The organism is Achromobacter xylosoxidans, from assembly GCF_014490035.1.
GTDB lineage: Bacteria > Pseudomonadota > Gammaproteobacteria > Burkholderiales > Burkholderiaceae_B > Achromobacter > Achromobacter bronchisepticus_A.
The window spans coordinates 4,996,075-5,020,388 of the sequence record NZ_CP061008.1 but is presented as its reverse complement, the minus strand read 5'-3'; the positions used below and the strand labels follow the sequence as shown (position 1 = coordinate 5,020,388).

Annotated in this window: 22 protein-coding genes; 15 read left to right on the top strand and 7 right to left on the bottom strand. The window is 66.0% G+C overall.

Annotated elements, in window-relative coordinates; translation table 11 throughout:
* The first annotated feature begins 35 nt into the window (after nucleotides 1–35).
* On the top strand, nucleotides 36–977 hold the full coding sequence (locus IAG39_RS23305; protein WP_118934241.1) for a GlxA family transcriptional regulator: 942 nt from the start codon (nucleotides 36–38) through the stop codon (nucleotides 975–977).
* 50 nt (nucleotides 978–1,027) lie between these two features.
* On the opposite strand, the gene IAG39_RS23300 is transcribed toward IAG39_RS23305, so the two are convergent.
* Nucleotides 1,028–1,786 carry an outer membrane protein assembly factor BamD gene (locus IAG39_RS23300; RefSeq protein WP_240633409.1) on the bottom strand — a complete coding sequence of 253 codons (759 nt, stop codon included), beginning with the start codon at nucleotides 1,784–1,786 and terminating at the stop codon, nucleotides 1,028–1,030.
* Nucleotides 1,787–1,923: 137 nt separating this feature from the next.
* Here IAG39_RS23300 and IAG39_RS23295 point away from each other — a divergent pair, with 137 nt between their 5' ends.
* From IAG39_RS23295 to IAG39_RS23245, 11 genes are all read left to right on the top strand, one after another.
* Nucleotides 1,924–2,922 carry an RluA family pseudouridine synthase gene (locus IAG39_RS23295; RefSeq protein WP_118934240.1) on the top strand — a complete coding sequence of 333 codons (999 nt, stop codon included), beginning with the start codon at nucleotides 1,924–1,926 and terminating at the stop codon, nucleotides 2,920–2,922.
* Entirely contained in the window at nucleotides 2,910–3,674 is a 765-nt protein-coding gene (pgeF, locus tag IAG39_RS23290; RefSeq protein WP_118934239.1) for a peptidoglycan editing factor PgeF, read from the top strand. The genes IAG39_RS23295 and pgeF overlap by 13 nt, the downstream gene beginning before the upstream one ends.
* 124 nt (nucleotides 3,675–3,798) lie before the next feature.
* Nucleotides 3,799–5,433 carry a class I poly(R)-hydroxyalkanoic acid synthase gene (gene phaC, locus IAG39_RS23285; protein ID WP_059374608.1) on the top strand — a complete coding sequence of 545 codons (1,635 nt, stop codon included), beginning with the start codon at nucleotides 3,799–3,801 and terminating at the stop codon, nucleotides 5,431–5,433.
* 77 nt (nucleotides 5,434–5,510) lie between these two features.
* Nucleotides 5,511–6,248, top strand: coding sequence for an acetoacetyl-CoA reductase (gene phbB / locus IAG39_RS23280; protein WP_054450805.1), 738 nt, complete (start codon nucleotides 5,511–5,513; stop codon nucleotides 6,246–6,248).
* 117 nt (nucleotides 6,249–6,365) lie between these two features.
* Nucleotides 6,366–6,932: a polyhydroxyalkanoate synthesis repressor PhaR gene (gene phaR, locus IAG39_RS23275; RefSeq protein WP_059374607.1), complete on the top strand. Its 567-nt coding sequence runs from the start codon at nucleotides 6,366–6,368 to the stop codon at nucleotides 6,930–6,932.
* A gap of 144 nt (nucleotides 6,933–7,076) precedes the next feature.
* A complete protein-coding gene (locus tag IAG39_RS23270) occupies nucleotides 7,077–8,147 on the top strand; it encodes a linear amide C-N hydrolase (protein ID WP_059374605.1) in 1,071 nt (356 codons plus the stop codon).
* Nucleotides 8,148–8,315: 168 nt separating this feature from the next.
* Entirely contained in the window at nucleotides 8,316–8,852 is a 537-nt protein-coding gene (locus tag IAG39_RS23265) for an iron transporter (RefSeq protein ID WP_059374603.1), read from the top strand.
* A 2-nt stretch (nucleotides 8,853–8,854) separates the two neighbouring features.
* The gene (locus tag IAG39_RS23260) at nucleotides 8,855–9,208 is read left to right on the top strand and encodes a cupredoxin domain-containing protein (protein WP_059374601.1); all 354 of its coding nucleotides are present in this window, start codon (nucleotides 8,855–8,857) and stop codon (nucleotides 9,206–9,208) included.
* Nucleotides 9,209–9,221: 13 nt separating this feature from the next.
* Nucleotides 9,222–10,073 (top strand): FTR1 family protein, encoded by an 852-nt coding sequence (locus tag IAG39_RS23255; RefSeq protein WP_118934238.1) that lies wholly within the window; start codon nucleotides 9,222–9,224, stop codon nucleotides 10,071–10,073.
* Between the two features lie 39 nt (nucleotides 10,074–10,112).
* A complete protein-coding gene (locus tag IAG39_RS23250) occupies nucleotides 10,113–11,510 on the top strand; it encodes a 4Fe-4S binding protein (protein ID WP_118934237.1) in 1,398 nt (465 codons plus the stop codon).
* 79 nt (nucleotides 11,511–11,589) lie between these two features.
* A complete protein-coding gene (locus IAG39_RS23245; protein WP_118934236.1) occupies nucleotides 11,590–12,462 on the top strand; it encodes a PhzF family phenazine biosynthesis protein in 873 nt (290 codons plus the stop codon).
* 101 nt (nucleotides 12,463–12,563) lie between these two features.
* Here IAG39_RS23245 and IAG39_RS23240 read toward each other — a convergent pair whose 3' ends face one another.
* The 5 genes from IAG39_RS23240 to cphA (IAG39_RS23220) form a co-directional block, all read right to left on the bottom strand.
* Nucleotides 12,564–12,902 (bottom strand): BON domain-containing protein, encoded by a 339-nt coding sequence (locus IAG39_RS23240; protein WP_013392352.1) that lies wholly within the window; start codon nucleotides 12,900–12,902, stop codon nucleotides 12,564–12,566.
* Between the two features lie 69 nt (nucleotides 12,903–12,971).
* The gene (locus tag IAG39_RS23235) at nucleotides 12,972–13,136 is read right to left on the bottom strand and encodes a DUF1328 domain-containing protein (RefSeq protein ID WP_006389411.1); all 165 of its coding nucleotides are present in this window, start codon (nucleotides 13,134–13,136) and stop codon (nucleotides 12,972–12,974) included.
* A gap of 27 nt (nucleotides 13,137–13,163) precedes the next feature.
* Nucleotides 13,164–13,364 (bottom strand): CsbD family protein, encoded by a 201-nt coding sequence (locus IAG39_RS23230; RefSeq protein ID WP_006389412.1) that lies wholly within the window; start codon nucleotides 13,362–13,364, stop codon nucleotides 13,164–13,166.
* A gap of 594 nt (nucleotides 13,365–13,958) precedes the next feature.
* A complete protein-coding gene (gene cphA / locus IAG39_RS23225) occupies nucleotides 13,959–16,529 on the bottom strand; it encodes a cyanophycin synthetase (protein ID WP_059374592.1) in 2,571 nt (856 codons plus the stop codon).
* 61 nt (nucleotides 16,530–16,590) lie between these two features.
* The gene (cphA, locus tag IAG39_RS23220) at nucleotides 16,591–19,206 is read right to left on the bottom strand and encodes a cyanophycin synthetase (RefSeq protein ID WP_059374590.1); all 2,616 of its coding nucleotides are present in this window, start codon (nucleotides 19,204–19,206) and stop codon (nucleotides 16,591–16,593) included.
* 262 nt (nucleotides 19,207–19,468) lie between these two features.
* Here cphA (IAG39_RS23220) and IAG39_RS23215 point away from each other — a divergent pair, with 262 nt between their 5' ends.
* On the top strand, nucleotides 19,469–21,754 hold the full coding sequence (locus IAG39_RS23215) for an ABC transporter ATP-binding protein (RefSeq protein ID WP_118934235.1): 2,286 nt from the start codon (nucleotides 19,469–19,471) through the stop codon (nucleotides 21,752–21,754).
* A gap of 21 nt (nucleotides 21,755–21,775) precedes the next feature.
* Nucleotides 21,776–22,246 carry a DUF1854 domain-containing protein gene (locus IAG39_RS23210; protein WP_059374585.1) on the top strand — a complete coding sequence of 157 codons (471 nt, stop codon included), beginning with the start codon at nucleotides 21,776–21,778 and terminating at the stop codon, nucleotides 22,244–22,246.
* A 3-nt stretch (nucleotides 22,247–22,249) separates the two neighbouring features.
* Here IAG39_RS23210 and IAG39_RS23205 read toward each other — a convergent pair whose 3' ends face one another.
* Nucleotides 22,250–23,386: a GNAT family N-acetyltransferase gene (locus IAG39_RS23205; RefSeq protein ID WP_118934232.1), complete on the bottom strand. Its 1,137-nt coding sequence runs from the start codon at nucleotides 23,384–23,386 to the stop codon at nucleotides 22,250–22,252.
* Nucleotides 23,387–23,485: 99 nt separating this feature from the next.
* Between IAG39_RS23205 and IAG39_RS23200 the strand changes: the two genes are divergently transcribed.
* Nucleotides 23,486–24,307, top strand: coding sequence for a ferritin-like domain-containing protein (locus IAG39_RS23200; protein ID WP_118934248.1), 822 nt, complete (start codon nucleotides 23,486–23,488; stop codon nucleotides 24,305–24,307).
* The last annotated feature ends 7 nt before the right edge of the window (nucleotides 24,308–24,314 follow it).

Here is a 24,314-nt window from a genome sequence, read left to right as displayed (position 1 = left end):
ATGGCAAGAATGACTATTTTCCCTCATTTCATGCCATGACCCATCGCGTCTGCATTTTGCCTGTACCCAACTTCCAGCTGCTGGACATGGCTGGGCCGCTGTCGGTCTTCCAGATCGCCGCCGAACTGGTGCCGGGCGCCTATGAGGTGGCCGTGGCATCGGCCGAGGGAGGCCTGGTCCGCTGTTCGGCCGGCGTGCCCGTGTTGACGCGGTCCTGGCGCGGCCTGCGCGCCGACACCGTGCTGGTGCCGGGCGGCCAGGGCGCGCGCGAGCCCCAGGCGGCCCCGGCCATGCTGGCCTATCTGCGCGCCGCGCACGCTCGCGGCCGGCGCGTGGCCAGCGTCTGCACCGGCGCTTTCGTGCTGGCGCAGGCCGGCATCCTGCAAGGGCGCCGCGTGACCACCCACTGGCGCCATGCCGCCGAACTGCAGCAGCGCCATCCCGCGCTGGCGGTGGAAGCGGACCGCATCTACGTCGAGGACCGCGCGGTCTGGACCTCGGCGGGCATCACCGCCGGCATCGACCTGGCGCTGGCCATGGTGCAGGCAGACCACGGCGAGGCGGTCGCGCGCGCCACCGCCCGCGAGATGGTGGTCTATCACCGGCGCACGGGGGGACAGTCGCAGTTCTCGGCGCTGCAGGACCTGGCGCCGGCCAGCGGACGCATGCGCGAGGTGCTGGCGCACGTGGGCCAGCACCTGGACGAAGTCCTGGATATCGAGCGCCTGGCCGGCGTGGCCTGCCTGAGTCCGCGCCAGTTCTGCCGCCAGTTCAAGCTGGAAACCGGCGAGACCCCGGCCAAGGCCGTGGAACGCGTGCGCGCCGAGGCTGCCCGCGAACTGGTCGAGGAGGGCGACGCCGGCATGGATGCCATCGCGCGCCGGGTGGGTTTCGGCGACACGGAGCGCATGCGCCGCGCCTTCATCCGCATCTACGGGCAGCCGCCGCAGGCCCTGCGGCGCGGCGCGCCGGCATAAAAAAAAGCCCCTGCGTCGTGGCAGGGGCTTTCTTCGCTGCGGCGGTTACGTCAGTTGAACGGGTTCCACCAGCTCTTGTCGGCCTTCAGACCCTTGGTCTTGAAGTCGCTGTTGGGGAAGTTCTTGTCGTACACGCGCTGCGAGTCATTCTTCAGTTCGGTCAGGCCGAGCTTGTCGTAGGACTCGACCATCAGGTAGAGCGCTTCCTCGGTGGCGGGGGCGCCTTCGAAGTCGGTGATGACGGTCTGCGCGCGGTTGGCCGCGGCCACGTAGGCGCCGCGTTCGTAGTAGTAGCGGGCGACGTGCACTTCGTTCATGGCGATGGTGTTGACCAGCCAGGCGACGCGCTTCTCGGCATCCACCGTGTACTTGCTGTCCGGGTAGCGCTTGATCAGCTCGTTGAACGCGTCGTAGGACGCGCGCAGGCCCTTGGGATCGCGCTCGGCGGGATCCTGGCCGGTGATGCTGCTCATGAAGGCGCTGGCCGGGGTGAAGTTGATCAGGCCCTTCAGGTAGAGGGCGTAATCGGTGCCGGGGTGGTTGGGGTAAAGCTGCTGGAAGCGGTCGATGGCGGCCAGGGCCTGCTCGTTTTCGCCATCTTTCCAGTTGACGTAGGCAAGCTCAAGCAGCGCTTGCTGGGCGTAGACGCCGAAGGGGTAGCGGCTTTCGATCGCGGTCAGACGCTCGCGCGCTTCTTTCCAGCCGCCCGAGGCCATTTCCGCCTTGGCGTCCGCGTAGAGCTGTTCGGCGCTCCAGTTGGTGGTCTTGTCGTACTTGCTGTTGCTTGAGCCGCAACCGGCGATGACCATCACGGCGAGCAGCGCGATAACCACGCGCAAGACCGGCCCGCTTCGGGAGGCGGGATTCGAGGGAGCTGCGGAGTGGTGAATCACGAGAATCGTATCCTTGGTGTTAGCATGCAAGGCTGATTATATGATTTGTCTCCATGTCTGATACAGCCTCCGGCGCGGATCTCGTTTCCGACGACGAACTCCTGGGTATTTCCGAAGAAAACCCGCGGGGGGAACCGCAATTTGTAACAGTGCCTTCCGGCACGCGCGCCGACCGGCTGGACAAGGTGCTGGCAGGGCTGATGCCCGAGCATTCCCGCAGCCGGCTGCAGGGCTGGATCGAGGCCGGCAACGTCCACGTGAACGGCAAGCCGGGCAAGATCCGGCAGACGGTCGGCCCCGACGATGAACTCACCGTCTGGCCCCAGCCCGCGCCCGAAACCCTGGCCTTCGCGCCCGAACCCGTGGATTTCGCGGTCGTGGCCGATAGCCCCGACTGGATCGTGGTGAACAAGCCCGCCGGCCTGGTGACGCATCCCGGCGCCGGCAACTGGAGCGGCACGCTGCTCAACGGCCTGCTGTACCGCTATCCCGAACTGGCGCAGGTGGCGCGCGCCGGCATCGTGCACCGCCTGGACAAGGACACTTCCGGCCTGATGGTCGTGGCGCGCAACGAAACCGCGCAGACCCATCTGGTGCGTCAATTGCAGGCGCGCAGCATGGGCCGCGAGTACGTGGCGCTGGCCCACGGCTGGCTGGCCGGAGCCGGCAAGGTCGACCGTCCCATCGGCCGCGATTCGCGCGTCCCGGTGCGCATGAGCGTGGAGCGCCCGGTGGCGCCCAAGCCCGCCATCACCCATTACATGCCCGCCCGCCGCGGCGAGGCGGATCCCGGCGGCCGCGTCACCGAAGTGGTGTGCCGCCTGGAAACCGGCCGTACCCATCAGATTCGCGTGCACATGGCCAGCCTGGGGCACCCGCTGCTGGCCGACACGCTATACGGCGGCAAGAACATTGCGGGCGCGCAGCGGCAGATGCTGCATGCGCGCGCGCTGCACTTCGAAGATCCGGGCGGCCGCGGCGAAGTCGACTTCACCGCGGCCGTGCCACCCGACATGAGCTTGGTCCAGGAAGAGATTGCATGGAACGCGTAGTGGCAGGCCTGCCGGTGGTGACTGGCCCGCAATGGCCGGGCGTGAACTACTTCTGCACGACCCGGGCAGGGGGCGTCGGCGTCGCGCCGCACGACACCTTGAATCTGGGGCGCCGCGCCGGGGATGACCCGGACACGGTCACCGAGAACCGTCGCCGCGTGCGCGCCGCATTGCCGGCCGAACCCTTGTGGCTGCGCCAGGTCCATGGCAGCGAAGTGGTGGATGCCGATCAGGCCGACCTGCCGGACGAGCCGGCGGTCGACGCCAGCGTCACGGCGCAGCCCGGCCGCGTGCTGGCGGTGATGGTCGCCGATTGCCTGCCCGTGGTCATCGCCGATGCGCAAGGCACGGTGCTGGGCGCGGCGCATGCCGGCTGGCGCGGCCTGTCGGGCGGCGTGCTGGAGAACACGCTGGCGGCCATGCGCGCCAAGGCGCCGCAGGCCTCGGGCTGGCGTGCCTGGGTCGGGCCAGGCATCGGCCCGCAGGCGTTCGAAGTCGGCCAGGACGTGCTGGACGCCTTCTCCAAGGACGATCCCGCGACCCTGCGGTACTTCACGCCGCGGCCGGGCATTTCCGGAAAATGGCTGGCCGACCTCGCCGGATTGGCTGATTTCCGCCTGCGCCGCGCCGGGGTACAAGAAGTGTCCTTGAGCGGGATGTGCACGGTGGAGGGGGCGGATCGGTTCTTCTCGTACCGCCGCGACGGCGAAACCGGACGCATGGCTTTGCTGGCCTGGCTAGGCCCGGTTTGATCTGGCGCAAGGCCCGCAGCCGGCCTTGCGTCATACCCTGTCAGGCCTCCTTGTATACCCGCATTGACAGTCCCGGACCCGGAATGCAACATCAATCGCGTAGTTTCGATAACAAGGTGTCGAAGTGAATGCCAATCTCTCCGCAGGGCCCATTCCGGTGAGCGTGGCACCGGAAGTCCTGGCCGACATTCAGGCCGAATTCTCCCGCGAGTGGCAGCGCCTTTGCGATGACGCCCGCCGTGGCGCGCTTGCGCCGCCGCCAGACCGCCGTTTTTCGGGCGATGCCTGGGCCTCCAATCATTCGCATCTGTTGCTGGCGCATACCTATCTGCTGTCGGCCCGCGCCATGTCGCGCATGGTCGACGCGGCCCAAGTCAGCGAGCCCATGCGCGACCGCCTGCGTTTTTCGATCATGCAATGGGTCGACGCGCTGTCGCCGTCGAACTTCCTGGCGCTGAACCCGGATGCCCAGCAATCCATCGTCGAAAGCGCCGGCCGCGCGCTCAACGAAGGGCTGGCCAATCTGCTGGGCGACGTCAAGAAAGGCCGCATCACGCAGACCGACGAATCGCAGTTCGAGATCGGCCGCAACGTCGCCGTGACGCCGGGCGAAGTGGTGTTCGAAAACCGGTTGTTCCAGCTCATCCAGTACGCGCCGTCGACCGCCACCGTGCACGAACGGCCGCTGGTCATCGTGCCGCCGAACATCAACAAGTTCTACATCCTGGACCTGCAGCCCGAAAATTCCTTCGTGCGGCACGCGGTGGACCAGGGCTTTACGGTGTTCCTGATTTCCTGGCGCAATCCGGTGTCCAGCGACACCGATGGCGTGGACCGCGCGACTTGGTCCGATTATCTGGACGACGCTGTGTTGCAGGCGCTGCGCGTTGCCAGCGACATCACCAAACAGCCGCAGGTCAATGCGCTGGGCTTCTGCGTGGGCGGCACGATGCTGGCTTCCGCGCTGGCCCTGGCCGAGGCGCGCGGCGAGCATCCGGTCGCATCGCTGACGCTGCTGACCTCGCTGCTGGATTTCCACGATACCGGCATCCTGAACGTCTTCGTCGACGAGGCCCACGCGCTGCTGCGCGACCACCAATTGGGGCAGGGCGGGCTGATGCCCGGGCGCGATCTCGCCACCACGTTCTCGTTCCTGCGGCCCAACGAGCTGGTCTGGAATTATGTGGTCGGCAACTATCTGAAAGGCCAGAAGCCGCCCGCGTTCGACCTGTTGTTCTGGAATGGCGACAGCACCAATTTGCCTGGCCCGTTCTTCTCCTGGTACTTCCGCAATACCTACCTGGAGAACAACCTCAAGGTACCGGGCCGCGCGCATGCCGCGGGCCTGCCGCTGGACCTGACGCGCCTGGAAATGCCAGCGTACATCTTCGGGTCACGCGAGGACCATATCGTGCCCTGGGTCTCGGCGTATGCGTCGACCCAGGTGCTGCGCGGACCGCAGCGCTTCGTGCTGGGGGCATCCGGCCACATCGCTGGCGTGGTCAACCCTCCGGCGAAGAAGCGCCGCAGCTATTGGGCGGCTGACAAGCTTGAACAGTCAGGCCATCATCTGCCTGGCGATCCGAACACATGGTTCGCGCAGGCCGTCGAGACGCCGGGCAGCTGGTGGCCCGATTGGGCCGGCTGGTTGTCGGGCCACTCGGGCAAGCAGGTCAAGGCGCGCGAAAAATTGGGCAATGCCAAGTACCGGCCGATAGAGCCGGCGCCTGGCAGGTATGTGAAAGTCCGGGCAGCCTGAAACCGCGACCAGCGGTTAGGCCCAGACGCGAAGAAGGTTAATTAACGAGGCGTCCGTCGCACACAGGAGGAAGTCCAATGAGCGGAAAACTGGCTTACGTAACAGGCGGGATGGGCGGTATCGGCACCTCTATTTGCCAGCGCTTGGCCAAGGATGGCTTTCGCGTGGTGGCAGGTTGCGGCCCCAGCCGCAACTACCAGCAATGGCTGGATGAGCAGGCAGCGCAGGGCTACACGTTCTACGCATCCGTGGGCAACGTGTCCGATTGGGACTCCACGGTGGAAGCCTTCGAACGGGTCACGAAGGAGCTGGGCCCGGTCGACGTGCTGGTCAACAACGCGGGCATTACCCGCGATGGTCTGTTCCGCAAGATGAGCGCGGACGATTGGCGCGCGGTCATCGACACCAACCTGAACAGCTTGTTCAATGTGACCAAACAGGTGATCGACGGCATGGTCGAACGCCAGTGGGGGCGCATCATCAACATCAGCTCGGTGAACGGGCAGAAAGGCCAGTTCGGCCAGACGAACTATTCGACCGCCAAGGCCGGCATCCATGGCTTCACCATGGCGCTGGCCCAGGAAGTCGCCAGCAAGGGCGTCACCGTCAACACGATCTCGCCCGGCTACATCGGCACCGACATGGTTCGCGCCATCCGCCCCGACGTGCTGGAAAAGATCGTCGCCACCATTCCGGTGCGCCGCCTTGGCACGCCGGAAGAAATCGCGTCCATGACGTCGTGGCTGGCCTCGGACGAGTCCGGTTTTTCGACGGGCGCGGACTTCTCGCTCAATGGCGGCCTGCACATGGGCTGACCCATCGCGGACCGCCAGCGGGCGGCCCGTCGGCGCCGGAGGGCCTCGGGGAGAGGGCCCTCCGGATTACACTAACCCTATCCGAAGCCTTAGAGATCGCCCGATCCGGGGACAACCATGACGCAAGCACAAACCGGCGCCAGCCTGCGCCTGATTAAAAAGTACCCCAACCGTCGCCTGTACGACACCCGGACCAGCACCTACATCACCCTGGCAGATGTCAAGCAACTGGTCCTGGCAAACGAAGAATTCCAGGTGGTCGATGCCAAGAGCAGCGAAGACCTGACGCGCAGCATCCTGCTGCAGATCATCCTTGAAGAGGAAAGCGGCGGCATGCCCATGTTCTCGTCGAACATGCTGTCGCAGATCATCCGTTTCTACGGCCATGCCATGCAGGGCATCATGGGTTCCTACCTGGAAAAGAACATCCAGGCCTTCATGGAAATCCAGCAACGCATGGCGGAACAGTCCAAGGGCCTGTACGGCAGCCAGTTCGGCCCCGAGGCCTGGACCCAGTTCATGAACGTGCAGACGCCCATGCTGCAGAACATGATGAACAACTACATCGACCAGAGCAAGAATCTGTTCGTGCAGATGCAGGACCAGATGCAGGATCAGACCCGCGCCATGTTCTCGACCTTCCCGTTCACGCCCGGCGGCACGCAAGGTCCCGGACGCAAGTAACGGCGGGGCCGCGCCAGGCGCGCGCCTCATCGATCAACACCCCAAAAGCCGGACGGAGATCCGGTTCTTGGGGTGTTTTTTCATCATCGCGCGCGGCCTTTTGCTCGCGCGGCATGCAAAAGAACCGACCCCAGGAGTGCAAGCATGAGACTGAACAAGGCGTTTTCCCGCTTGGCCTGCGCGGCATTGGCCGGCTTGACGGCCGTGTCCGCGTCGCCCGCCGCTTGGGCTTGCACGCGCGTGGTTTTCCATGGCGCCAACCAGCAGGTCGTTACCGCGCGCTCCATGGACTGGAAGAACGACATCACCAGCAACCTGTGGGTATTGCCGCGCGGCATGGCGCGCAGCGGCGAGGCCGGCCCGAACTCCCTGCGCTGGACTTCGCGCTACGGCAGCGTGGTCACGTCCGGGTATGACGTCTCCACCACCGACGGTGTGAACGAAGCGGGCCTGAGCGCCAATCTGCTGTGGTTGGCCGAATCGCAGTACCCGCAATTCGACGCGAAGGGCAAGCCCGGCCTGACCATCGCGGCGTGGGCGCAGTACGTGCTGGACAACTACGCCACCGTCAAGGAAGCCGTGGCCGCGCTGGAGCAGGAACCCTACACCATCGTCTCGGACAACGTGCCCGGCGAGGACCGCCTGACGACGCTGCACCTGTCGATCTCGGACGCCAGCGGCGACAGCGCCATCGTCGAATACATCGGCGGACGCCAGGTGATCCACCACAGCCGCGATTACCAGGTGATGACCAACTCGCCTCAGTTCGAACAGCAGCTCGCGCTCGATGCCTATTGGCAGCAGATCGGCGGCACTACCATGTTGCCGGGCACCAACCGCGCGGCCGATCGTTTCGTGCGGGCATCGTTCTACATCAACGCCATCCCCAAGGATCCCGATCCCAACAAGGCGCTGGCCAGCGTCTTCAGCGTGATACGCAACGTCTCCGTACCCTACGGCATCAGTACGCCCGGACAGCCCAATATCTCGTCCACCCGCTGGCGCACCGTTTTCGACCACCAGCGCAAACTGTATTTTTTTGAGTCGGCCCTGACGCCCAACACGTTCTGGGTGGATCTGAAGGCCCTCGATTTCAGCCCGGAAAGCGGCAAGGTGCTGAAGCTGGACCTGGGGCCGGATCAGCGCCACACGTTTGCGGGCGACGCCACGCGCGACTTCCAGCCCTCGGCGCCGTTCAAGTTTCTCGGGCTCTGAGTCATCCGGGGCCGCACCTCTTTCACCGCTTGATCAAACGCAATGATCCGCAGATTTCCCTGGCCCGAGGTTCAGGGTTCTGTCAGTTGATTTGGTTACATTAATGAAAACGGTTCTTGTTTGTATTTTAAGAGCCGTCGTCTCATTCGTGACTCAAGGATTATGCACATGATCAAGAAAGCCTTGGCCCTGGCCATCGTCGCCCTGAGCGTTTCCGCCGCGAACGCGGCCGAATACCCCATCGGCAAGCCGGTGGAAAAGGGCGGCATGGAAATCGGCGCGGTATACCTGCAGCCGATCGAAATGGACCCCCCCGGGATGATGCGTCCGGCCAAGGATTCGGATGTGCACCTTGAGGCCGACATTCACGCCACCGCCGGCAACAAGACGGGCTTCCCTGAAGGCGAGTGGGTGCCCTACCTGGTCGTGAAGTACGAAATCCAGAAGGTCGGCAGCCAGAACGTGCAGAAGGGCACCTTCATGCCCATGGTCGCCAACGACGGTCCGCACTACGGCGAGAACATCAAGCTGGAAGGACCGGGCAAGTACAAGCTGAAGTACACCATCCTGCCGCCGACCGAGGACAAGATGAGCCACTTCGGCCGCCACATCGACAAGGAAACCGGCGTGGGCCCGTGGTTCGAGCCCTTCGATCTGGAATATGAATTCGTCTACGCCGGCACCGGCAAGAAGGGCGGCTACTGATCGTGCGCAGCCTGCTACGCGTTGCCGCCGCATTGCTGATCGGCCTGGCGGGCCTGGCCGGGGCGGCATCCGCGCAGGCTGACGAACTGCCCACGTTCACGCTGACCTTCAAGCCGAACGGGACGTTCGAACCGGCCACGCTGGAAGTGCCGGCGGGCCGGTTCAAGATCGAGCTCATCAACGAGAGCAACGAGCCGGTGGAATTCGAAAGCATTCCGCTGCGCAAGGAAAAAGTCCTGGGGCCGGGCGTGAAGTCTTTCGTGGTGATCACTATTTCCCGCCCCGGCGAATATCCCTTTTTCGACGATTTTCACCAGAGCGTGAAAGGCACCTTGGTCGTCAAGCCCAAGGAATAAGCGGTAGCAATATATGGAACAGGTCCTCTTTATCGTCTGGCGTGAAAGCGTCGAAGCCATGCTGGTGGTGGGCATTCTCTACACCTGGCTGCGCTCCACGCCCGAGGGCAAGCGCGGCCTGAACTACCTGTGGGGTGGCGTCGCGGCAGGCTTGGCGCTGGCCGTGGCCCTGGCGCTGGTGCTGCTGGGCGTGTCCACCTGGCTCAGCGACGAAGGCCAGGAATGGTTCCAGGCCATCATGTCGCTGGCCGCATGCGCACTGGTGGTGCAGATGGTCGTGTGGATGAAGAAGCACGGCCGCACGCTAAAGGGCGAACTCGAAGGCGGGGCGCGCGCTTCCGTCGCCAACGACAACTGGTGGGGCCTGTTCGTGCTGGTGGCCATTGCCGTGGCGCGCGAAGGCAGCGAAACCGTGGTGTTCCTGTACGGCACCGTGTCGGCGGGCGAGGGCGGCAGCGACATGCTGATGCTGGCGCTGGCCGGCGTGGCTGGTTTCGCGGTGGCGCTGCTGACGTTCTGGCTGCTGCAGCTGGGCGGCAAGCTCATCACCTGGCGCCGCTTCTTCCGCGTGACCGAAATCCTGTTGCTGCTGCTGGCCGGTTCGCTGCTGGTGGGCGGCCTGGATCACCTGATTTCGCTGGACGTACTCCCGACCATCGTGGATCCGGTCTGGGACAGCTCCTGGCTCCTGAGCGACAGCACCGGCGTGGGCAAGATCCTGGCCGACTTTGCCGGCTACCGCGCGCTGCCTGCGCTGAGCTCGGTGCTGTTGTGGGCGGCCTACTGGATCATTGTGTGGGCGCTGCTGCGCTGGGTGGGGGGCAAGCCGGCAGGCGCTGCCGCCGCCGCCCGCAGCGCTTCCTGAACCCGACTGTTGCCGGACTGAATATTTGAAGGTTTGACCATGGCAGCTGCACTCGGGAGGGCGACCTCCCGTATCGCCGACTTCCTCCGTGACCATGCCCCGCTGTTGCGCAAGCTGCAGTGGGGCATTGTTGCGATATACGCGTTCCTTTTGATCGTGCCCGCGATCCTGCCTTTGCCGGACAATGCGGCCTCGGTGTTCAACAATCTGACCATCGTCGCGCAGTTCGCGTTCTGGGGCGTGTGGTGGCCGTTCGTGCTCATCTCCATGCCCATTCTGGGCCGGGCCTGGTGCGGCTGGCTATGCCCCGAGGGCATGCTGACCGAATGGGCCAGCGAACGCGGCCAGGGCCACGCCATCCCGAAATGGATGCGCTGGGGCGGCTGGCCTTTCGTCGCGTTCGCGCTGACCACCGTTTACGGCCAACTGGTCAGCGTCTATCAGTATCCGCTCGCGGTACTGGCGGTGCTGGGCGGGTCCACGGTCGCGGCCATGATCGTCGGCTGGCGCTACGGCCGCAGCAAGCGCGTGTGGTGCAAGTATCTGTGCCCGGTCAACGGCGTCTTCAACCTGCTGGCCAAGCTGGCTCCCTGGCATTTCAAGGTCGACGAAGAGAAGTGGCGCCATCCGGTCATCCGCATCGAGCCCATCAACTGTGCGCCGCTGGTACCGCTGCGCCACATGAAGGGCGCGGGCGACTGCCATGTCTGCGGACGCTGCAGCGGCTATCGCGGCGCGATCGAGTTGACGCCGCGTTCGCCTGAAGAAGAAATCGTGCATGTCACCCATGGCGATCCGTGGCAGACCGCGCTGCTGTGCTTCGGCCTGATGGGCATCGCGATCGGCGCCTTCCTCTGGAGCGCCAGCCCCTGGTACGTGACCGCCAAGCAGTGGGCCGCGACCTGGCTGGTCGAACACGACATCATGTGGCCGCTGCTGGACAACGCGCCCTGGTTCATCCTGACGCATTACCCGGAAGTGAACGACAGCTTCTCGTGGCTGGATGGCGCCGGCATCCTGATGTTCGTCGTCGGCGCCACGATCTGTGTCGGCGGCGCTTCCTTCCTGTCGTTGTGGATCGCCGACCGCCTGGCGCCCGCCGCGCCGGTGGAAGGCGAACCCGCGACGCGCTGGGGTCGTCCTGGCCTGCATAAGCTGGCGCAGGCCTTGATTCCTTCCGCCGGCATTGGCGTGTTCCTGGGCCTGTCGGCCACTACCGTCAACCTGCTCAAGCACGAAGGGATGCAGGCCGCCTGGGCCGCGCCCGTGCGCTTCACGCTGCTGAGCCTGGCGGTGCTGTGGACGCTGCGCCTGTTTGCGCGCCTGCTCAAGCCGCGCCAAGCCAGCGGCTGGCGCAAGGGGCTGGCCTGGCTGGTGCTGGCGGCCGGCCTGGCGCCGTTCTGCCTGGCCTGGGTATTGTTCTTCGCGGTCTGGTAGCCCGGGTCCGAGGCTTGCGATAAAGTGGGAAACGCGCCGGCCTGAGCCGGCGCATACGTTTTCAACTATCGCTACCGCCATGGCCTCCTACGCTTTCCGCCTGCTCAACGTTTTCGCTTCCTCCACCTTCAGCGGCAACCAGCTCTGCGTGTTCGAAGACGCGCGCGGCATGGACGACGCCACCATGCTGAATCTGGCGGCGCAATTCAATCTGTCCGAAACGACTTTCATCCTGCCGTCCGACAAGGCGGCAGCGCGCGTGCGCATCTTTACGCCGGGCTTCGAGATGAAGTTCGCGGGCCACCCCACCATAGGCACCTCGCAGGTCGTGCGTGACTTGCGGCAGACGGGCGATGCGTTGACGCTGGAGTTCGCTGCCGGCGTGGTGCCGGTGACGGCGCGCGGCGATGCCTGGACCTTTACCGCGCCGTGCCCGGATGGCGTGCGCACCGCCGCGCCCGCGCTGGAACGAGGCGAAATTGCCAGTCTGCTGGGCCTGGATGCAAGCGATCTGCTGGACGATCCGATCTGGCTGGACACCGGCGCCGATCAGCTGCTGGTGCCGCTGGCCAGCGTCGACGCGGTGCGCCGTGTTGCGCCCGATGCCTCGCGGCTGGACCGCTGGCAGGCCAACAGCCTGGGCCGCAAGGTCATGTATGCCTACGCTTTCGACGACGAGCGGCAGCAGGATGGCCGCCAGGTGGTGGTGGCGCGCTATTTCTACGCCAAGGCGGGCGGCGGCGTGAACGAAGACGCCGGCACGGGTTCCGCCTGCGCCAATCTGGGCGGCTGGCTGCTGCATCAAAAGCGTCCCTTGCCCGCCAGCATCCTGGTGGAGCAGGGCGACCAGATGGGCAGGCCCTGCCGGCTGTTGCTGGACGTCCAGGCCGACGGCCGGATCCAGGTGGGCGGACGGGCGCTGGAGATAGGCCGGGGCGTGGTGAACATCTGATCCGGAGCGCCGCGGGTAGCGGCGCAAAACAAGGCGGCGCCTGTGTCGGACACAGGCGCCGCCTTGTATTTCAAGAACGGGCCGCAACAGCCCGGTTGGGGTTACTTCTTGTTCTTGGCCGGGTCGACCTTGATGTTGTTCATGACCTGCTTGACGCCTTCGACGCCGCGCGCCACGGTGGCGGCATGATCGGCTTCGGCTGCGGTGCCGACGGTACCCGTCAGCTTGGTGACGCCCGCATTGGTCTCCACGGCGATGTCCAGCGCGCTCAGCTGCTTGTCGGCCACGATGGCGGCCTTGACCTTGGTGGTCACGGTGGCGTCGGACGCGTACTCACCCACGGACTGTTTCGGCTTGCCGTCGTCGGCGGCAAAAGCCATGGAAGTGAAGACGGCGCCCGTGCCCAGTGCAGCGGCGGCGATCAGCTTGCGGAATTCCATAGTCATGCTCCTTGTTAGTGGTTCAGCGCGTCGGGACGCGAGGATGGGGTAGTGTCTTGGGTGCGAGTTCTATTTCTTGCGGAATGCGCCGCCGAGGATGGACAGCAGCGCCAGTACCAGAAAGACGAAGAACAGGATCTTGGCGATACCGGCAGCGCCGGCGGCGATGCCGCCGAAGCCCAGGACAGCCGCGATGATGGCGATGACGAAGAAAACTACGGCGTAATGCAACATGTCAGCTTCTCCTGGTGGTTTATCGGATCAAGGATTGCGGTCGAAGAAGTCACGGACTTCTTTTTCGGCCTGCTCCTTGGTCTTGCCGTAACGCTCCTGAATCAGGCCCGCCAGACGTTCGGCGTTGCCTTCGGTGCGGGTCAGCTCGTCATCGGTGAGCTCACCCCAGGCGGCCTTGGCCTTGCCCGTCAGTTGCTTCCATTTGCCAGCGATGATGTCGTTGTTCATGGTGACCTCTCCATTTGCTAGCGGCATCCGGTTTGCGGCCTGTAAACCGGGCTGTCGCGGTTGAGTGGGACACTGATCAGCTAGGGCCTGTCGGTTCAAGTGATTCCGTCCAGGCCATGCACTTACCGTACGGGTCCGCGGCATGGCCGTCAAACCTGGCTGTGGGCAAATGTAACGGCCCGGCGCCGGCGAAATGGCCCGGTTTCCGGCGGGTAGGGATTGCAGGCGCACTAGATCCCGTAGTTACATTCCGGCAATGTCTTGTCCCCTTTTGAGGGAGGCTGGTAACTGGATCTGCAAGGCTGGACGCGGGCATGCGCGCTTGGCTTGCCGGCGGGCGCGCCGGTATAGTGTCCGCGGAACCCGCAAGCAGGTTCGGCCACGGAATATGGAAAGAGGAACTCGCATGACGCAACGACTTTGCCGCGCTATCTTGCTGACGCTGGCCGCGATGGCCGCGCTCGGATGCACGCACGTGACGGACCGCTATCAGGCCGCCGCGCCCGTAGTGTCGTCCAGCAGTTGACCGGCGCGCGCTGATGCAAACGGGGCGCCCTTGGGCGCCCCGTTTGTCCTTCAGGAACCGCGTGCGGCTCAGGCCTGCGCGATGCGGCGCGCGATGTGATCCAGCGCTTCTTCGACCTGGTCGACCAGGATCAGGCACAGGTCGCCTGCGCCCAGGCGCGCCAGCGCCGTGTCGATGGCGAGAAACTCGCCGTGGATCTCTTCGACGTGCTTGCTGCGCGTGGCGTTGGCCAGGCCTTGCTGCAACAGGGCCAGCACTTCGCCGTCGGCGCGGCCGCGCTGGCACTGGTCCTGGTAGAGCAGCACGTCGTCGAAGGCTTCGCCGAGGATCTCGGTCTGCATCCGGATGTCTTCGTCGCGCCGGTCGCCCGCGCCGCTGATGACCACGGAGCGGCGCTTGGCCGGCATGGCGTCCACCGCGCGCACCAGGGCCAGGATGGCATCGGGATTGTGGCCGTAGTCGGCGATGACCGTGGCGCCGCGGTAATCGAACACGTTGAAGCGTCCGGGCGCGGTCTGGGCGTCATTGACGAAGCTGGCCAGGCCGCGGCGGATGATGTCCGTGTCCAGGCCCAGCGCCCAGGCAGCGGCGATCGACGCCATGGCGTTTTCCACCTGGAAGGTGATCGTGCCGTTGCGCGTGAGCGGAATGGCGGCCAGCGGGTAGCGGGTTTCTTCGCCGCCCTGTGCGGTGACGATGGAGTCGCCGTCGCGGTAGACGCAGCGCAGGCCTTGGGCGCGATGCGTGGCCAGCACGGGATGATTGCGGTCTTCGGCGAAGTAGGTAATGGAGCCCGGGCAGCTTGCCGCCATTTCAGCCACGATGGGGTCGGCCGCGTTCAGCACCGCGGTGCCGGTGGGGTGCACGTGCTGCACGATCACGCGCTTGACCACGGCCAGGTCTTCGACCGTGCTGATGTAGCCCAGGCCCAGGTGGTCGCCCATGCCGATGTTGGTAACGATGGCCACGTTGCAGCGATCGAAGGCCAGGCCTTCGCGCAGGATGCCGCCGCGCGCGGTTTCGAACACGGCTGCGTCGACGTCCGGGTGCATGAGCACGCTGCGGGCGCTGCGCGGACCGCTGCAATCGCCGGTGTCGATGCGCAGGTTGTCGACATAGACGCCGTCGGAGTTGGTCATGCCGACACGGTTGCCGGCGACGCCCAGGATGTGGGCGGTCAGGCGCACCGTGGTGGTCTTGCCGTTGGTGCCGGCCACGGCCACGACCGGGATGCGGCCGTCGTCACCGTCCGCGTACATGTTGGCGATGATGGCCTCGCCCACGGCGCGGCCCTTGCCGAAGGACGGATTCAAATGCATGCGCAGGCCGGGGGCGGCGTTCACTTCCACCACGCCGCCGTTCTGGTCTTCGAGCGGGTAGAGCACGCTTTCGGCGACCACGTCCACGCCGCAGATGTCCAGCCCGATCATGCGGGCCGCCGACACCGCGCGCGCGGCCATTTCCGGGTGCACTTCGTCGGTCACGTCGGTGGCCGAGCCGCCGGTGCTGAGGTTGGCGTTGTTGCGCAGGAAGATCAGGGTGCCGGACGGCGGCACGGAATCGGCCTCGAAGCCCTGCTTCTTGAGCGTGGCCAGGGCGATGTCGTCAAAGCGGATCTTGGTCAGCGAGGTGGCGTGGCCGTCGCCGCGCAGCGGATCGGCGTTGACCTGGTCCACCAGTTGACGGATGGTCTGCACCCCATCGCCCGTGACTTGCGGCGGATCGCGGCGCGAGGCCGCGACCAGTGCGCCGCCGACCACCAGCAGGCGGAAGTCGTGGCCGGGGATGTAGCGTTCGACGATGACTTCGGAGCTGATTTCCTCGGCCACTTCAAAGGCCTGGATCACGCGCTCGCGGGATTCGATGTTGACGGCGACGCCGCGTCCCTGGCTGCCGTCGCGCGGCTTGACCACGACCGGGCCGCCCAGTTCCTCGGCGGCGGCCCAGGCTTCTTCGGCGGTGGTCACCGAGCGGCCCATGGGCACCGGCACGCCGGCGGCGTCCAGCAGCATCTTGGTCAGGTCCTTGTCCTGTGCGATGGACTCGGAGATGGCGCTGGTCAGGTCGGTTTCGGCGGCCTGGATGCGGCGCTGCTTGCTGCCCCAGCCGAACTGCACCATGCTGCCCTGGGTCAGGCGGCGGTACGGGATGTTGCGGGCGGTGGCGGCGTTGACGATGGAGCCGGTGCTGGGTCCCAGGCGCACGTCTTCGTCGAGTTCGCGCAGGCGCTTCAAGGCGTCGGCGAGATCGAAGGGCGTGTCGTCCAGCGCGGCGCGCACCAGCACTTGCGCCAGTTCCATCGCCAGCTTGCCGACTTCTTCCTCGCTGTACTCGACCACCACCTGGAACACGCCAGGCTCGATGGTGGAGGCGGTGCGGCCGAACGTGACGGGGCAGCCGGCATGCGCCTGCATCGTCAGGGCCACGATCTGCAGCACGTGCGCGATGGAGACCGCGCCCTGATGGCCTTCCGGGCGCAGCAGCCCGGTCTGCGGCAGACGGGCGCGCAGGCGTGCTTCGAAATCAGGCAGGTTGTCGATGGAGCATTCGGCGTCGGCGCAGGAAACGATGGCCTCGATCGCGGTGTTCTTGCTCCACAGATTGGGGCCGCGCAGTGCTCGGATACGGGAAACTTCCATGGCAGGTATTCCTGTCTAGCTCACGCGCGCCCCGCTGGTGCGAGGGCGCGCGCAGATATTGTCAGTATTGCTGAATCCAGCGGCGGACCAGGTCGATGGTGGGACCGGAGAAGGCTTCGTCGGACTGCAGCAGGACGAAGTCGCCTGCGGCGATGGCGTCGAGCTGGCTCTGGATGGCCTTGCCGTGGTCGGGCTCGTCCTGGATGTCCTTGACGCGGGAACCTTGCGCCAGGCCCTGGCGCAACAGCGCGCGCGCTTCGCCTGCGGGACGCTTGCTGCGCACGGTCAGGTCGTCGTAGAGCACCACGCGGTCGAACGCGTCGCCCAGCAGCTTGCCCTGTTCGATCAGGTCCGCGTCGCGGCGGTCGGCGCCGGCCGAATAGACGGCGGCGCGCGTGGTCGACGGGAACTGGTCGATGGCGGCGATCAGGGGGCGCAGCGCCGAGGCGTTGTGCACGTCGTCGACCACCACGGTGCTGCCGTTGCGTTCGAACAGCGTGAACTGCCAGGGAGCGTCGGCCTGGTCGATGTCGAAGGTTTCGATGCCGGCGCGGATCAGCTCCACGGGAATGTCCAGCGCCCAGGCCGCGCCCACCGCGGCCAGCACGTTCTCGACCTGGAAGGCGACGCGCCCGCCATGGGTCAGCGGGATCGAAGCCACGGTGGCCAGGCGTTCCTCGCGGGTGCCTTGCGCCAGCACGATGCCGCCGTCGCGCACGAATACGGCGCGGCCGTCTTGTTGCAGGTGGGCGGTGATGGCGGGCAGGGCGGGATCGATGCCGAAGAAGATCACGGCGCCGTCGGATAGCTCGGCCATTTCCACCACGCGCGGATCGCGCGCGTTCAGCACGGTGGAGCCGCCGGGCAGCACCACGTCCACCTGCGTGCGGAACACATTGAACATGCGCTCCGTTTCATTGATGTCGAAGTCGCCGAGATGATCGGCGTCGTCGATGTTGGTGACCACGCCCACCTGGCAGCGGTCATAGGCCAGGCCCTGGCCCAGGATCACGCCGCTGTCGTTCTCGATGACGGCGGCATCCACGTTGCGGTTCATCAGCAGGCGCGTACCGGAAGCGAAATCGGCGCGGTCGCCCTTTTGCACCAGGCGGCGGTCCAGGTACAGGCCTTCGCTGCAGGCCAGGCCGGTGCGCTTGCCGGACAGGCTCAGCAGGCGGGCAACCAGGCGCGCCACCACGGTCTTGCCGTTGGTGCCGGTCACGCCCACGATGGGGATGCGGCCTGCATCGCCTTCAGGGAACAGGTGGTCGACGATGGCGCGGCCCACCGGGCGCGGCGTGCCGTCGGCCGGCTTCAGGTGCATCAGCAGGCCGGGGCCGGCGTTGACTTCGACGATGGCGCCGCGCTGTTCGTCCAGCGGGCGCGAGATGTCCTCGGCCACCAGGTCCACGCCGGCGATGTCCAGGCCGACGATGCGCGCGGCCAGGGTCACGGTGGCGGCGATGCTGGGGTGCACGCGGTCGGTGACGTCGAAGGCGACGTTGCCGCTGCGCTGCACCAGCACGCGCTGGCCTTCGGGCGGAACGCTGTCTTCCGACAGGCCCTGGCGCGCGATTTCCAGCCGCGCGGCGGAATCGAGGCGCACCGGGTTCAGCGGGTGGTTCTCGGTGCGGCCGCGGCGCGGGTCGGTATTGATCTGACTGTCGATGAGTTCGGTGATGGTGGACTTGCCGTCGCCCGTCACCCAGGCCGGTTCGCCGGCGGCGGCGGCCACCATGCGGTTGCCCACGACCAGCAGGCGGTGTTCGTTGCCCAGCACGAAGCGTTCGACGATCACGCCGCTGCCTTCGTCCACGGCCACGCGGTAGGCCGACACCACTTCCTCGCGCGTGGTCAGGTTGGTGAACACGCCGCGGCCGTGGTTGCCGTCATAGGGCTTCACGACCACCGGCAGGCCGATGTCCTCGGCCGCTTCCCAGGCGTCGTCCTCGCTGCGCACGAGGCGGCCTTCGGGCACGGGCACGCCGCAGGTCGACAGCAGTTCCTTGGTCAGGTCCTTGTCGCGCGAAATGCCTTCGGCGATGGCGCTGGTGCGGTCGGTCTCGGCCGTCCAGATGCGGCGCTGGGCCGAGCCGTAGCCGAACTGCACGAGGTTGCCCTCGAACAGGCGGATGTAGGGAATATCGCGGTCGTCGGCGGCATCCACGATGCAGGCGGTGCTGGGGCCGAGACAGTGCTTGTCGATCAGGCTGCGCAGCTTGGCGATGGCGGCGGGCACGTCGAAGGGGCGGTCTTCGATGGCGGCCATGACCAGGTCGCGGGCTTCGTTCAGGGCGGTGCGGGTGACCTGTTCCTGCCAGGCGCGCACCACCACCTTGTAGACGCCGCGGGTGGAGGTTTCCCGGGCCTTGCCGAAACCGCCGCGCAAGCCGGCCAGGTTCTGCAGTTCCAGGGTGACATGCTCAAGTATGTGGCCGGGCCAGGTGCCTTCCTTCAGGCGCGACAGGAAACCGCCCCGGACCCCCGGGCTGCAGCGGTGCTCGATCAGCGTCGGCAGCCATTCCGTCAGGCGTTCGTAAAAGCCGGGGATGGTGTTGGAGGGGTAGTCCTCCAGTTCACCGATATCCACCCACGCTTCGAGTACCGGACGGTACGTCCAAATGTTCGGGCCGCGCAAAGCCACGACATCGAGAAATTCAATGTCTTTCTTTTTCATGTTTTAATTTACGAGAGAAGCAGGTTGGCACGCGCGGACGCCCCTATGCAAGACCGCGAATTTATTGGGGTTGCGCCTTTAGAATAATGCCAACGAGTGGGGGATCCCAGATATTCCTAATTAGAAAAATCGGCTGCTACTATACGACGCCTTCAAGGCGTGAAATCGTTATGTTGTAAGGAAGGGACACGTTTGCCGCCAGTCCAGGTTGCGAACCGGTTGCCGCCTAGTAGGGCAGAGTCCTGGCCCGGTATGCGTTCCAATGAAAAAACCAAACCTGCTTTCCGGCCTTGCCGAAGCCTTTCCTGCCCGCTGGCGCGATGAAATCAGCGCCGAACTGGCGGACGGCGAAACCTTGTTGGCCTGGGTTGAAATAGACCTGGATCAGCGCCTGAAGTTCCGTCCGGGGCTGATCGCCGCCACCGACCGCCGGCTGCTGGCCCGCCATCCCGACGAACCGCGCTGGGAATCCTGGGCATACGGCCCCCAATTAAAGCTGAGCCTGACCGACCACGCCGGCGCCGCGCTGCTGGAATTGCACGACGATGGCTCCCGCCTGGGCGCGTGGCGTTTTACGCTGGCGCGCAATCCGGCCGCGTTGAAGCTGCTGGCGCAGTTCGAGACCCAGCAGGCCATCCGTTTGTCGGGCCATCAGGACGAGGAACTGGCGGAGCGCACCTGCACCGTCTGTAATAACGTCATTCCGGCGGGCGAGGAAGAATGCCCGACCTGCAACCAGGAACAGGCGGCGCCATCCACCACTTGGGCGCTGCTGCGCCTGTGGCGTTTCGCCCGCCCTTACCGCGGGCCGCTGCTGGCGGGTTTCGTGCTGACCCTGCTGGGCACGGCCGCCACCCTGGTGCCGCCGTACCTGACCATGCCGCTGATGGATGACGTGCTGATTCCGTTCCAGAACGGCGCGCCCATCGATTACGACAAGGTCCGCCTCTATCTGGGCGGGCTGCTGGCCTCGGCTTTCCTGGCCTGGGGCCTGGGCTGGGCCCGGACCTACATCCTGGCCTGGGTCAGCGAGCGCATCGGCGCGGACCTGCGCACCACCACTTATGAGCACCTGCAGCAGTTGTCGCTGGAGTATTTCGGCGGCAAGCGCACCGGGGACCTGATTTCCCGCATCGGCAGCGAAACCGACCGCATCTGCGTGTTCCTGTCGCTGCATTTGCTGGACTTCGCCAACGACATCCTGATGATCTGCATGACCGCGGTCATCCTGGTGTCCATCAATCCGTGGCTGGCGCTGGTCACGCTGGTGCCGCTGCCGTTCATCATCTGGATGATCCACGCGGTGCGCGACCGCCTGCGCCATGGCTTCGAAAAGGTCGACCGCATCTGGTCGGAGATCACCAACGTCCTGGCCGACACCATCCCGGGCATCCGCGTGGTCAAGGCTTTCGCGCAGGAAAAGCGCGAAGTGGCGCGTTTCCGCGAAGCCAACAACCGCAACCTGGAAGTCAACGACCGCGTGAACACCACCTGGTCGCTGTTCTCGCCCACGGTCACGCTGCTGACCGAAGTGGGCCTGCTGGTGGTGTGGATCTTCGGCATCTGGCAGGTGTCGCAGAAGCAGATCACCGTCGGCGTGCTGGCCGCCTTCCTGGCCTATATCGGGCGCTTCTACATGCGCCTGGATTCGATGAGCCGTATCGTCTCGGTCACGCAGAAAGCGGCTGCCGGCGCCAAGCGCATCTTCGATATCCTGGACCATGTCTCCAGCGTGCCGGAACCGCAGAATCCCGCCAAGCTGCCGCATATCAACGGCCGCATCGAGTTGCGCGACGTGGGCTTCCGCTACGGCAACCGCCAGGTTATCCGCGGCTTGAACCTGAACATCGCGCCGGGCGAGATGATCGGCCTGGTGGGTCACAGCGGCTCGGGCAAGAGCACCTTGATCAACCTGATCTGCCGCTTCTACGACGTGTCCGAAGGGGCGGTGCTGGTGGACGGCGCCGATATCCGTTCGGTGCGCGTGGCGGACTACCGCCGCAACATCGGGCTGGTGCTGCAGGAGCCGTTCCTGTTCTTCGGCACCATCGCCGAGAACATCGCCTACGGCAAGCCGGACGCCACCCGCGACGAAATCGTGGCGGCGGCGCGCGCCGCGCATGCGCATGAATTCATTCTGCGGCTGCCGCACGGCTACGACTCGCTGGTCGGCGAACGCGGCCAGGCCCTGTCCGGCGGCGAGCGCCAGCGCATCTCGATCGCGCGCGCGCTGCTGATCGATCCGCGCATCCTGATCCTGGACGAGGCCACCTCGTCGGTGGACACCACCACCGAAAAGGAAATCCAGAAGGCGCTGGACAACCTGGTGCGCGGCCGCACCACGATCGCCATCGCCCACCGCCTGAGCACCTTGCGCAAGGCGGACCGCCTGGTGGTGCTGGACCGCGGCCAGATCGTGGAGCAGGGTCCGCACGAAGAACTGATGGCCCGCGAGGGCGCCTACTACCGCCTGTACCAGGCGCAGGCGCGCCAGGCCGAGGCCGACGCGCAGGCGTCGGGCAGCGAAGACATGGCCGCCGTGGCCTGACGCGGAACCGGAATTATCGTCATGACCTTGCCGTCTTTTCAGCTGCGCCGCAATGCCTTCGGGCGCCTGGAGTTCCAGTCCGCCGATGGCCAGAACCACGAGGGCGTGCTGCCCGTGCGCGCCTTTCCCATCAGCGAGCCTGGCCGCGGCTTGTCGCTCGTGACGGTGGACGGGCGCGAACTGCTCTGGATCGAACACCTGTCCGATGTGCCGTCTCCGCAGCGCGAGTTGATCGAGGAAGAACTGGCGAGCCGGGAGTTCATGCCCGAGATCCGCAAGCTGGCCAGCGTCTCCACCTTTGCCACCCCCAGCACCTGGCAGGTCGATACCGACCGCGGCCCCACCTCGTTCACGCTGCGCGGCGAAGAGGACATCCGCCGCCTCAGTCCGCAGACCCTGTTGATCGCCGACAGCCACGGCATCTTCTATCTGGTGCGCGACATCCAGTCGCTGGACAAGCACAGCCGCAAGCTGCTGGACCGCTTCCTCTAGCCCTCAGCCTTCCCGCGGCCGCTTGAACGGGGAGTGCGTTTCCAGCTCTCCCAGATAATCCGTCACCGCCGCGGTTTCCTCGTCCAGGAAGTTCTGGATCGCGTCCGCGAAGCCGGGATGCGCGACCCAGTGCGCCGACCAGGTGGGCGTGGGCAGCAGCCCGCGCGCCATCTTGTGTTCGCCTTGCGCGCCGCCCTCGAAGCGGGCGATGCCGTGGGCGATGCAGTAGGCGATGGACTGCATGTAGCAGGTCTCGAAGTGCAGCCCCGGAACGTATTCGGTCGCGCCCCAGTAACGCCCATACAGCGCGTCGCCGCCCGCCAGGTTGAGTGCGGCGGCCACCGGCTGGCCGTCGCGCTCTGCCAGGATCAGCACGAAGGCCTCGGGCTGTTCGCGGTACGCGCGGCGGAAGAATTCGTGGTTCAGGTAGGGCGGATTGCCATGGCTGAAGTAGGTGCGGCAATAGCATTCGTAGAAGAAGTCCAGCTCGGTCTCGCCGATTTCCGCGCCGCGCAGCCAGCGGTACGACAGCCCGGCGGCCGCGACCTTCTTGCGATCCTGGCGGATCTTCTTGCGCTTGTCGTGGCTCATCGTGGCCAGAAAGGCGTCGAAGTCCGCGTAGCCCGGATTGGTCCAGTGGAACTGCACGCTTTCGCGGATCATGAAGCCGGCCTCGCGCAGCGCGCGCATGTCGGCCTCGGCAGGGAACAGCAGGTGCAGCGACGACACCTTGATCTCTTCGGCGAAGGCGACCAGCCCGCGCACCAGCGTGGCGCGATCCTCATCGTTGCCGGCCAGCAGCCTGGGACCGGTGACCGGGGTGAACGGAATGGCCGACAGCAGCTTGGGGTAGTAGCGCAGCCCGTGGCGCTGGAAGGCGTCGGCCCAGGCGTAGTCGAATACATACTCGCCGCGCGAATGGGATTTCAGGTACAGCGGTGCAGCGGCGGCCAACGCATCGTCGCGCCACAGCGCCAGGTAATGCGGAGCCCATCCGGTCTGAGGCGCGGCGCAGCCGGTCTCGTGCAGCGCGCGCAGGAACGCATGGCGCAGAAAGGGCTGGTCGCCTGCCAGCGCGTCCCATTGCTGGGCGTCGATGCGGGACAGGTCGGTCTCTATGGTCAGGCGCAGGGAATCCATGGGTGAATGATAAAGTCTCCGTGTATGCGCGCGGCCTGCGGCCACGGCGCTTTCAAGGGATTTCGGGTGGGCGCGAGGCCGCCCGGCACAGAGAAGCATATGGATAGCAACACGACGCCCGCCGCGGCCGGGCATCGCCAGGATTGCCTGCGCGGGCAGGCGCTGGCGGCCCTGGCCGCGACGGCCTGGCAGGACAAGCTGGCGGCAGTGCGCGCCATGTCGGATGAGGCGGCGCTGGACTGCGAGCGGACATACACGCCCACGGCTGGACTGCCGGGCCGTCCAGCCCGGCCCGAGCTGGTGGCTCCGGCCCAGGTCAAGCAGCGTTCCATGGCCACCGAGGAAGGGCGCGCGGCGCTGCTGCACGCGCTGGCGCACATCGAATTCAATGCCATCAACCTGGCGCTGGACATCATGTGGCGCTTTGCCGGCATGCCTCAAGCCTTCTACCTCGACTGGCTGCGCGTGGCGCGCGAAGAGGCCTATCACTTCGATCTGCTCAGGCAGCGCCTGGCCGCCATGGGGTGCGCCTATGGCGACTTCCCCGCCCACAACGGCCTGTGGGACATGGCGCAGCGCACGCAAGAGGATCTGCTGGCCCGCCTGGCCCTGGTGCCGCGCACGCTGGAGGCGCGCGGCCTGGACGCTTCTCCCGCGATCCGCGCCAAGCTGGCGGGAGCGGGCGACGCGGAAAGCGCCGCCATCGTCGACATCATCCTGGCCGACGAGATCGGCCACGTGGCCATCGGCAATCATTGGTACAAGCAGCTGTGCGCGCAGGCGGGCAAGGATCCCGTGTCCAGTTATGCCGAACTGGCGCAGCGTTACGACGCGCCCCGGCTGCGCGGCCCCTTCAACCTGGAGGCGCGCCGCGCCGCCGGATTCGACGACGCCGAGCTTGCCGCGCTGCAGGCCGGTTGATTGGAAA

What these genes read in the sequence shown, in the direction of transcription:
- IAG39_RS23305 (WP_118934241.1), top strand. Translation starts at nt 36, where the DNA reads ATGACCCATCGCGTCTGCATTTTGCCTGTACCCAACTTCCAGCTGCTG.
- IAG39_RS23300 (WP_240633409.1), bottom strand. Translation starts at nt 1,786, where the DNA reads ATGGTCATCGCCGGTTGCGGCTCAAGCAACAGCAAGTACGACAAGACC.
- IAG39_RS23295 (WP_118934240.1), top strand. Translation starts at nt 1,924, where the DNA reads ATGTCTGATACAGCCTCCGGCGCGGATCTCGTTTCCGACGACGAACTC.
- pgeF (WP_118934239.1), top strand. Translation starts at nt 2,910, where the DNA reads ATGGAACGCGTAGTGGCAGGCCTGCCGGTGGTGACTGGCCCGCAATGG.
- phbB (WP_054450805.1), top strand. Translation starts at nt 5,511, where the DNA reads ATGAGCGGAAAACTGGCTTACGTAACAGGCGGGATGGGCGGTATCGGC.
- phaR (WP_059374607.1), top strand. Translation starts at nt 6,366, where the DNA reads ATGACGCAAGCACAAACCGGCGCCAGCCTGCGCCTGATTAAAAAGTAC.
- IAG39_RS23270 (WP_059374605.1), top strand. Translation starts at nt 7,077, where the DNA reads ATGAGACTGAACAAGGCGTTTTCCCGCTTGGCCTGCGCGGCATTGGCC.
- IAG39_RS23265 (WP_059374603.1), top strand. Translation starts at nt 8,316, where the DNA reads ATGATCAAGAAAGCCTTGGCCCTGGCCATCGTCGCCCTGAGCGTTTCC.
- IAG39_RS23255 (WP_118934238.1), top strand. Translation starts at nt 9,222, where the DNA reads ATGGAACAGGTCCTCTTTATCGTCTGGCGTGAAAGCGTCGAAGCCATG.
- IAG39_RS23250 (WP_118934237.1), top strand. Translation starts at nt 10,113, where the DNA reads ATGGCAGCTGCACTCGGGAGGGCGACCTCCCGTATCGCCGACTTCCTC.
- IAG39_RS23245 (WP_118934236.1), top strand. Translation starts at nt 11,590, where the DNA reads ATGGCCTCCTACGCTTTCCGCCTGCTCAACGTTTTCGCTTCCTCCACC.
- IAG39_RS23240 (WP_013392352.1), bottom strand. Translation starts at nt 12,902, where the DNA reads ATGGAATTCCGCAAGCTGATCGCCGCCGCTGCACTGGGCACGGGCGCC.
- IAG39_RS23235 (WP_006389411.1), bottom strand. Translation starts at nt 13,136, where the DNA reads ATGTTGCATTACGCCGTAGTTTTCTTCGTCATCGCCATCATCGCGGCT.
- IAG39_RS23230 (WP_006389412.1), bottom strand. Translation starts at nt 13,364, where the DNA reads ATGAACAACGACATCATCGCTGGCAAATGGAAGCAACTGACGGGCAAG.
- cphA (WP_059374592.1), bottom strand. Translation starts at nt 16,529, where the DNA reads ATGGAAGTTTCCCGTATCCGAGCACTGCGCGGCCCCAATCTGTGGAGC.
- cphA (WP_059374590.1), bottom strand. Translation starts at nt 19,206, where the DNA reads ATGAAAAAGAAAGACATTGAATTTCTCGATGTCGTGGCTTTGCGCGGC.
- IAG39_RS23215 (WP_118934235.1), top strand. Translation starts at nt 19,469, where the DNA reads ATGAAAAAACCAAACCTGCTTTCCGGCCTTGCCGAAGCCTTTCCTGCC.
- IAG39_RS23210 (WP_059374585.1), top strand. Translation starts at nt 21,776, where the DNA reads ATGACCTTGCCGTCTTTTCAGCTGCGCCGCAATGCCTTCGGGCGCCTG.
- IAG39_RS23205 (WP_118934232.1), bottom strand. Translation starts at nt 23,386, where the DNA reads ATGGATTCCCTGCGCCTGACCATAGAGACCGACCTGTCCCGCATCGAC.
- IAG39_RS23200 (WP_118934248.1), top strand. Translation starts at nt 23,486, where the DNA reads ATGGATAGCAACACGACGCCCGCCGCGGCCGGGCATCGCCAGGATTGC.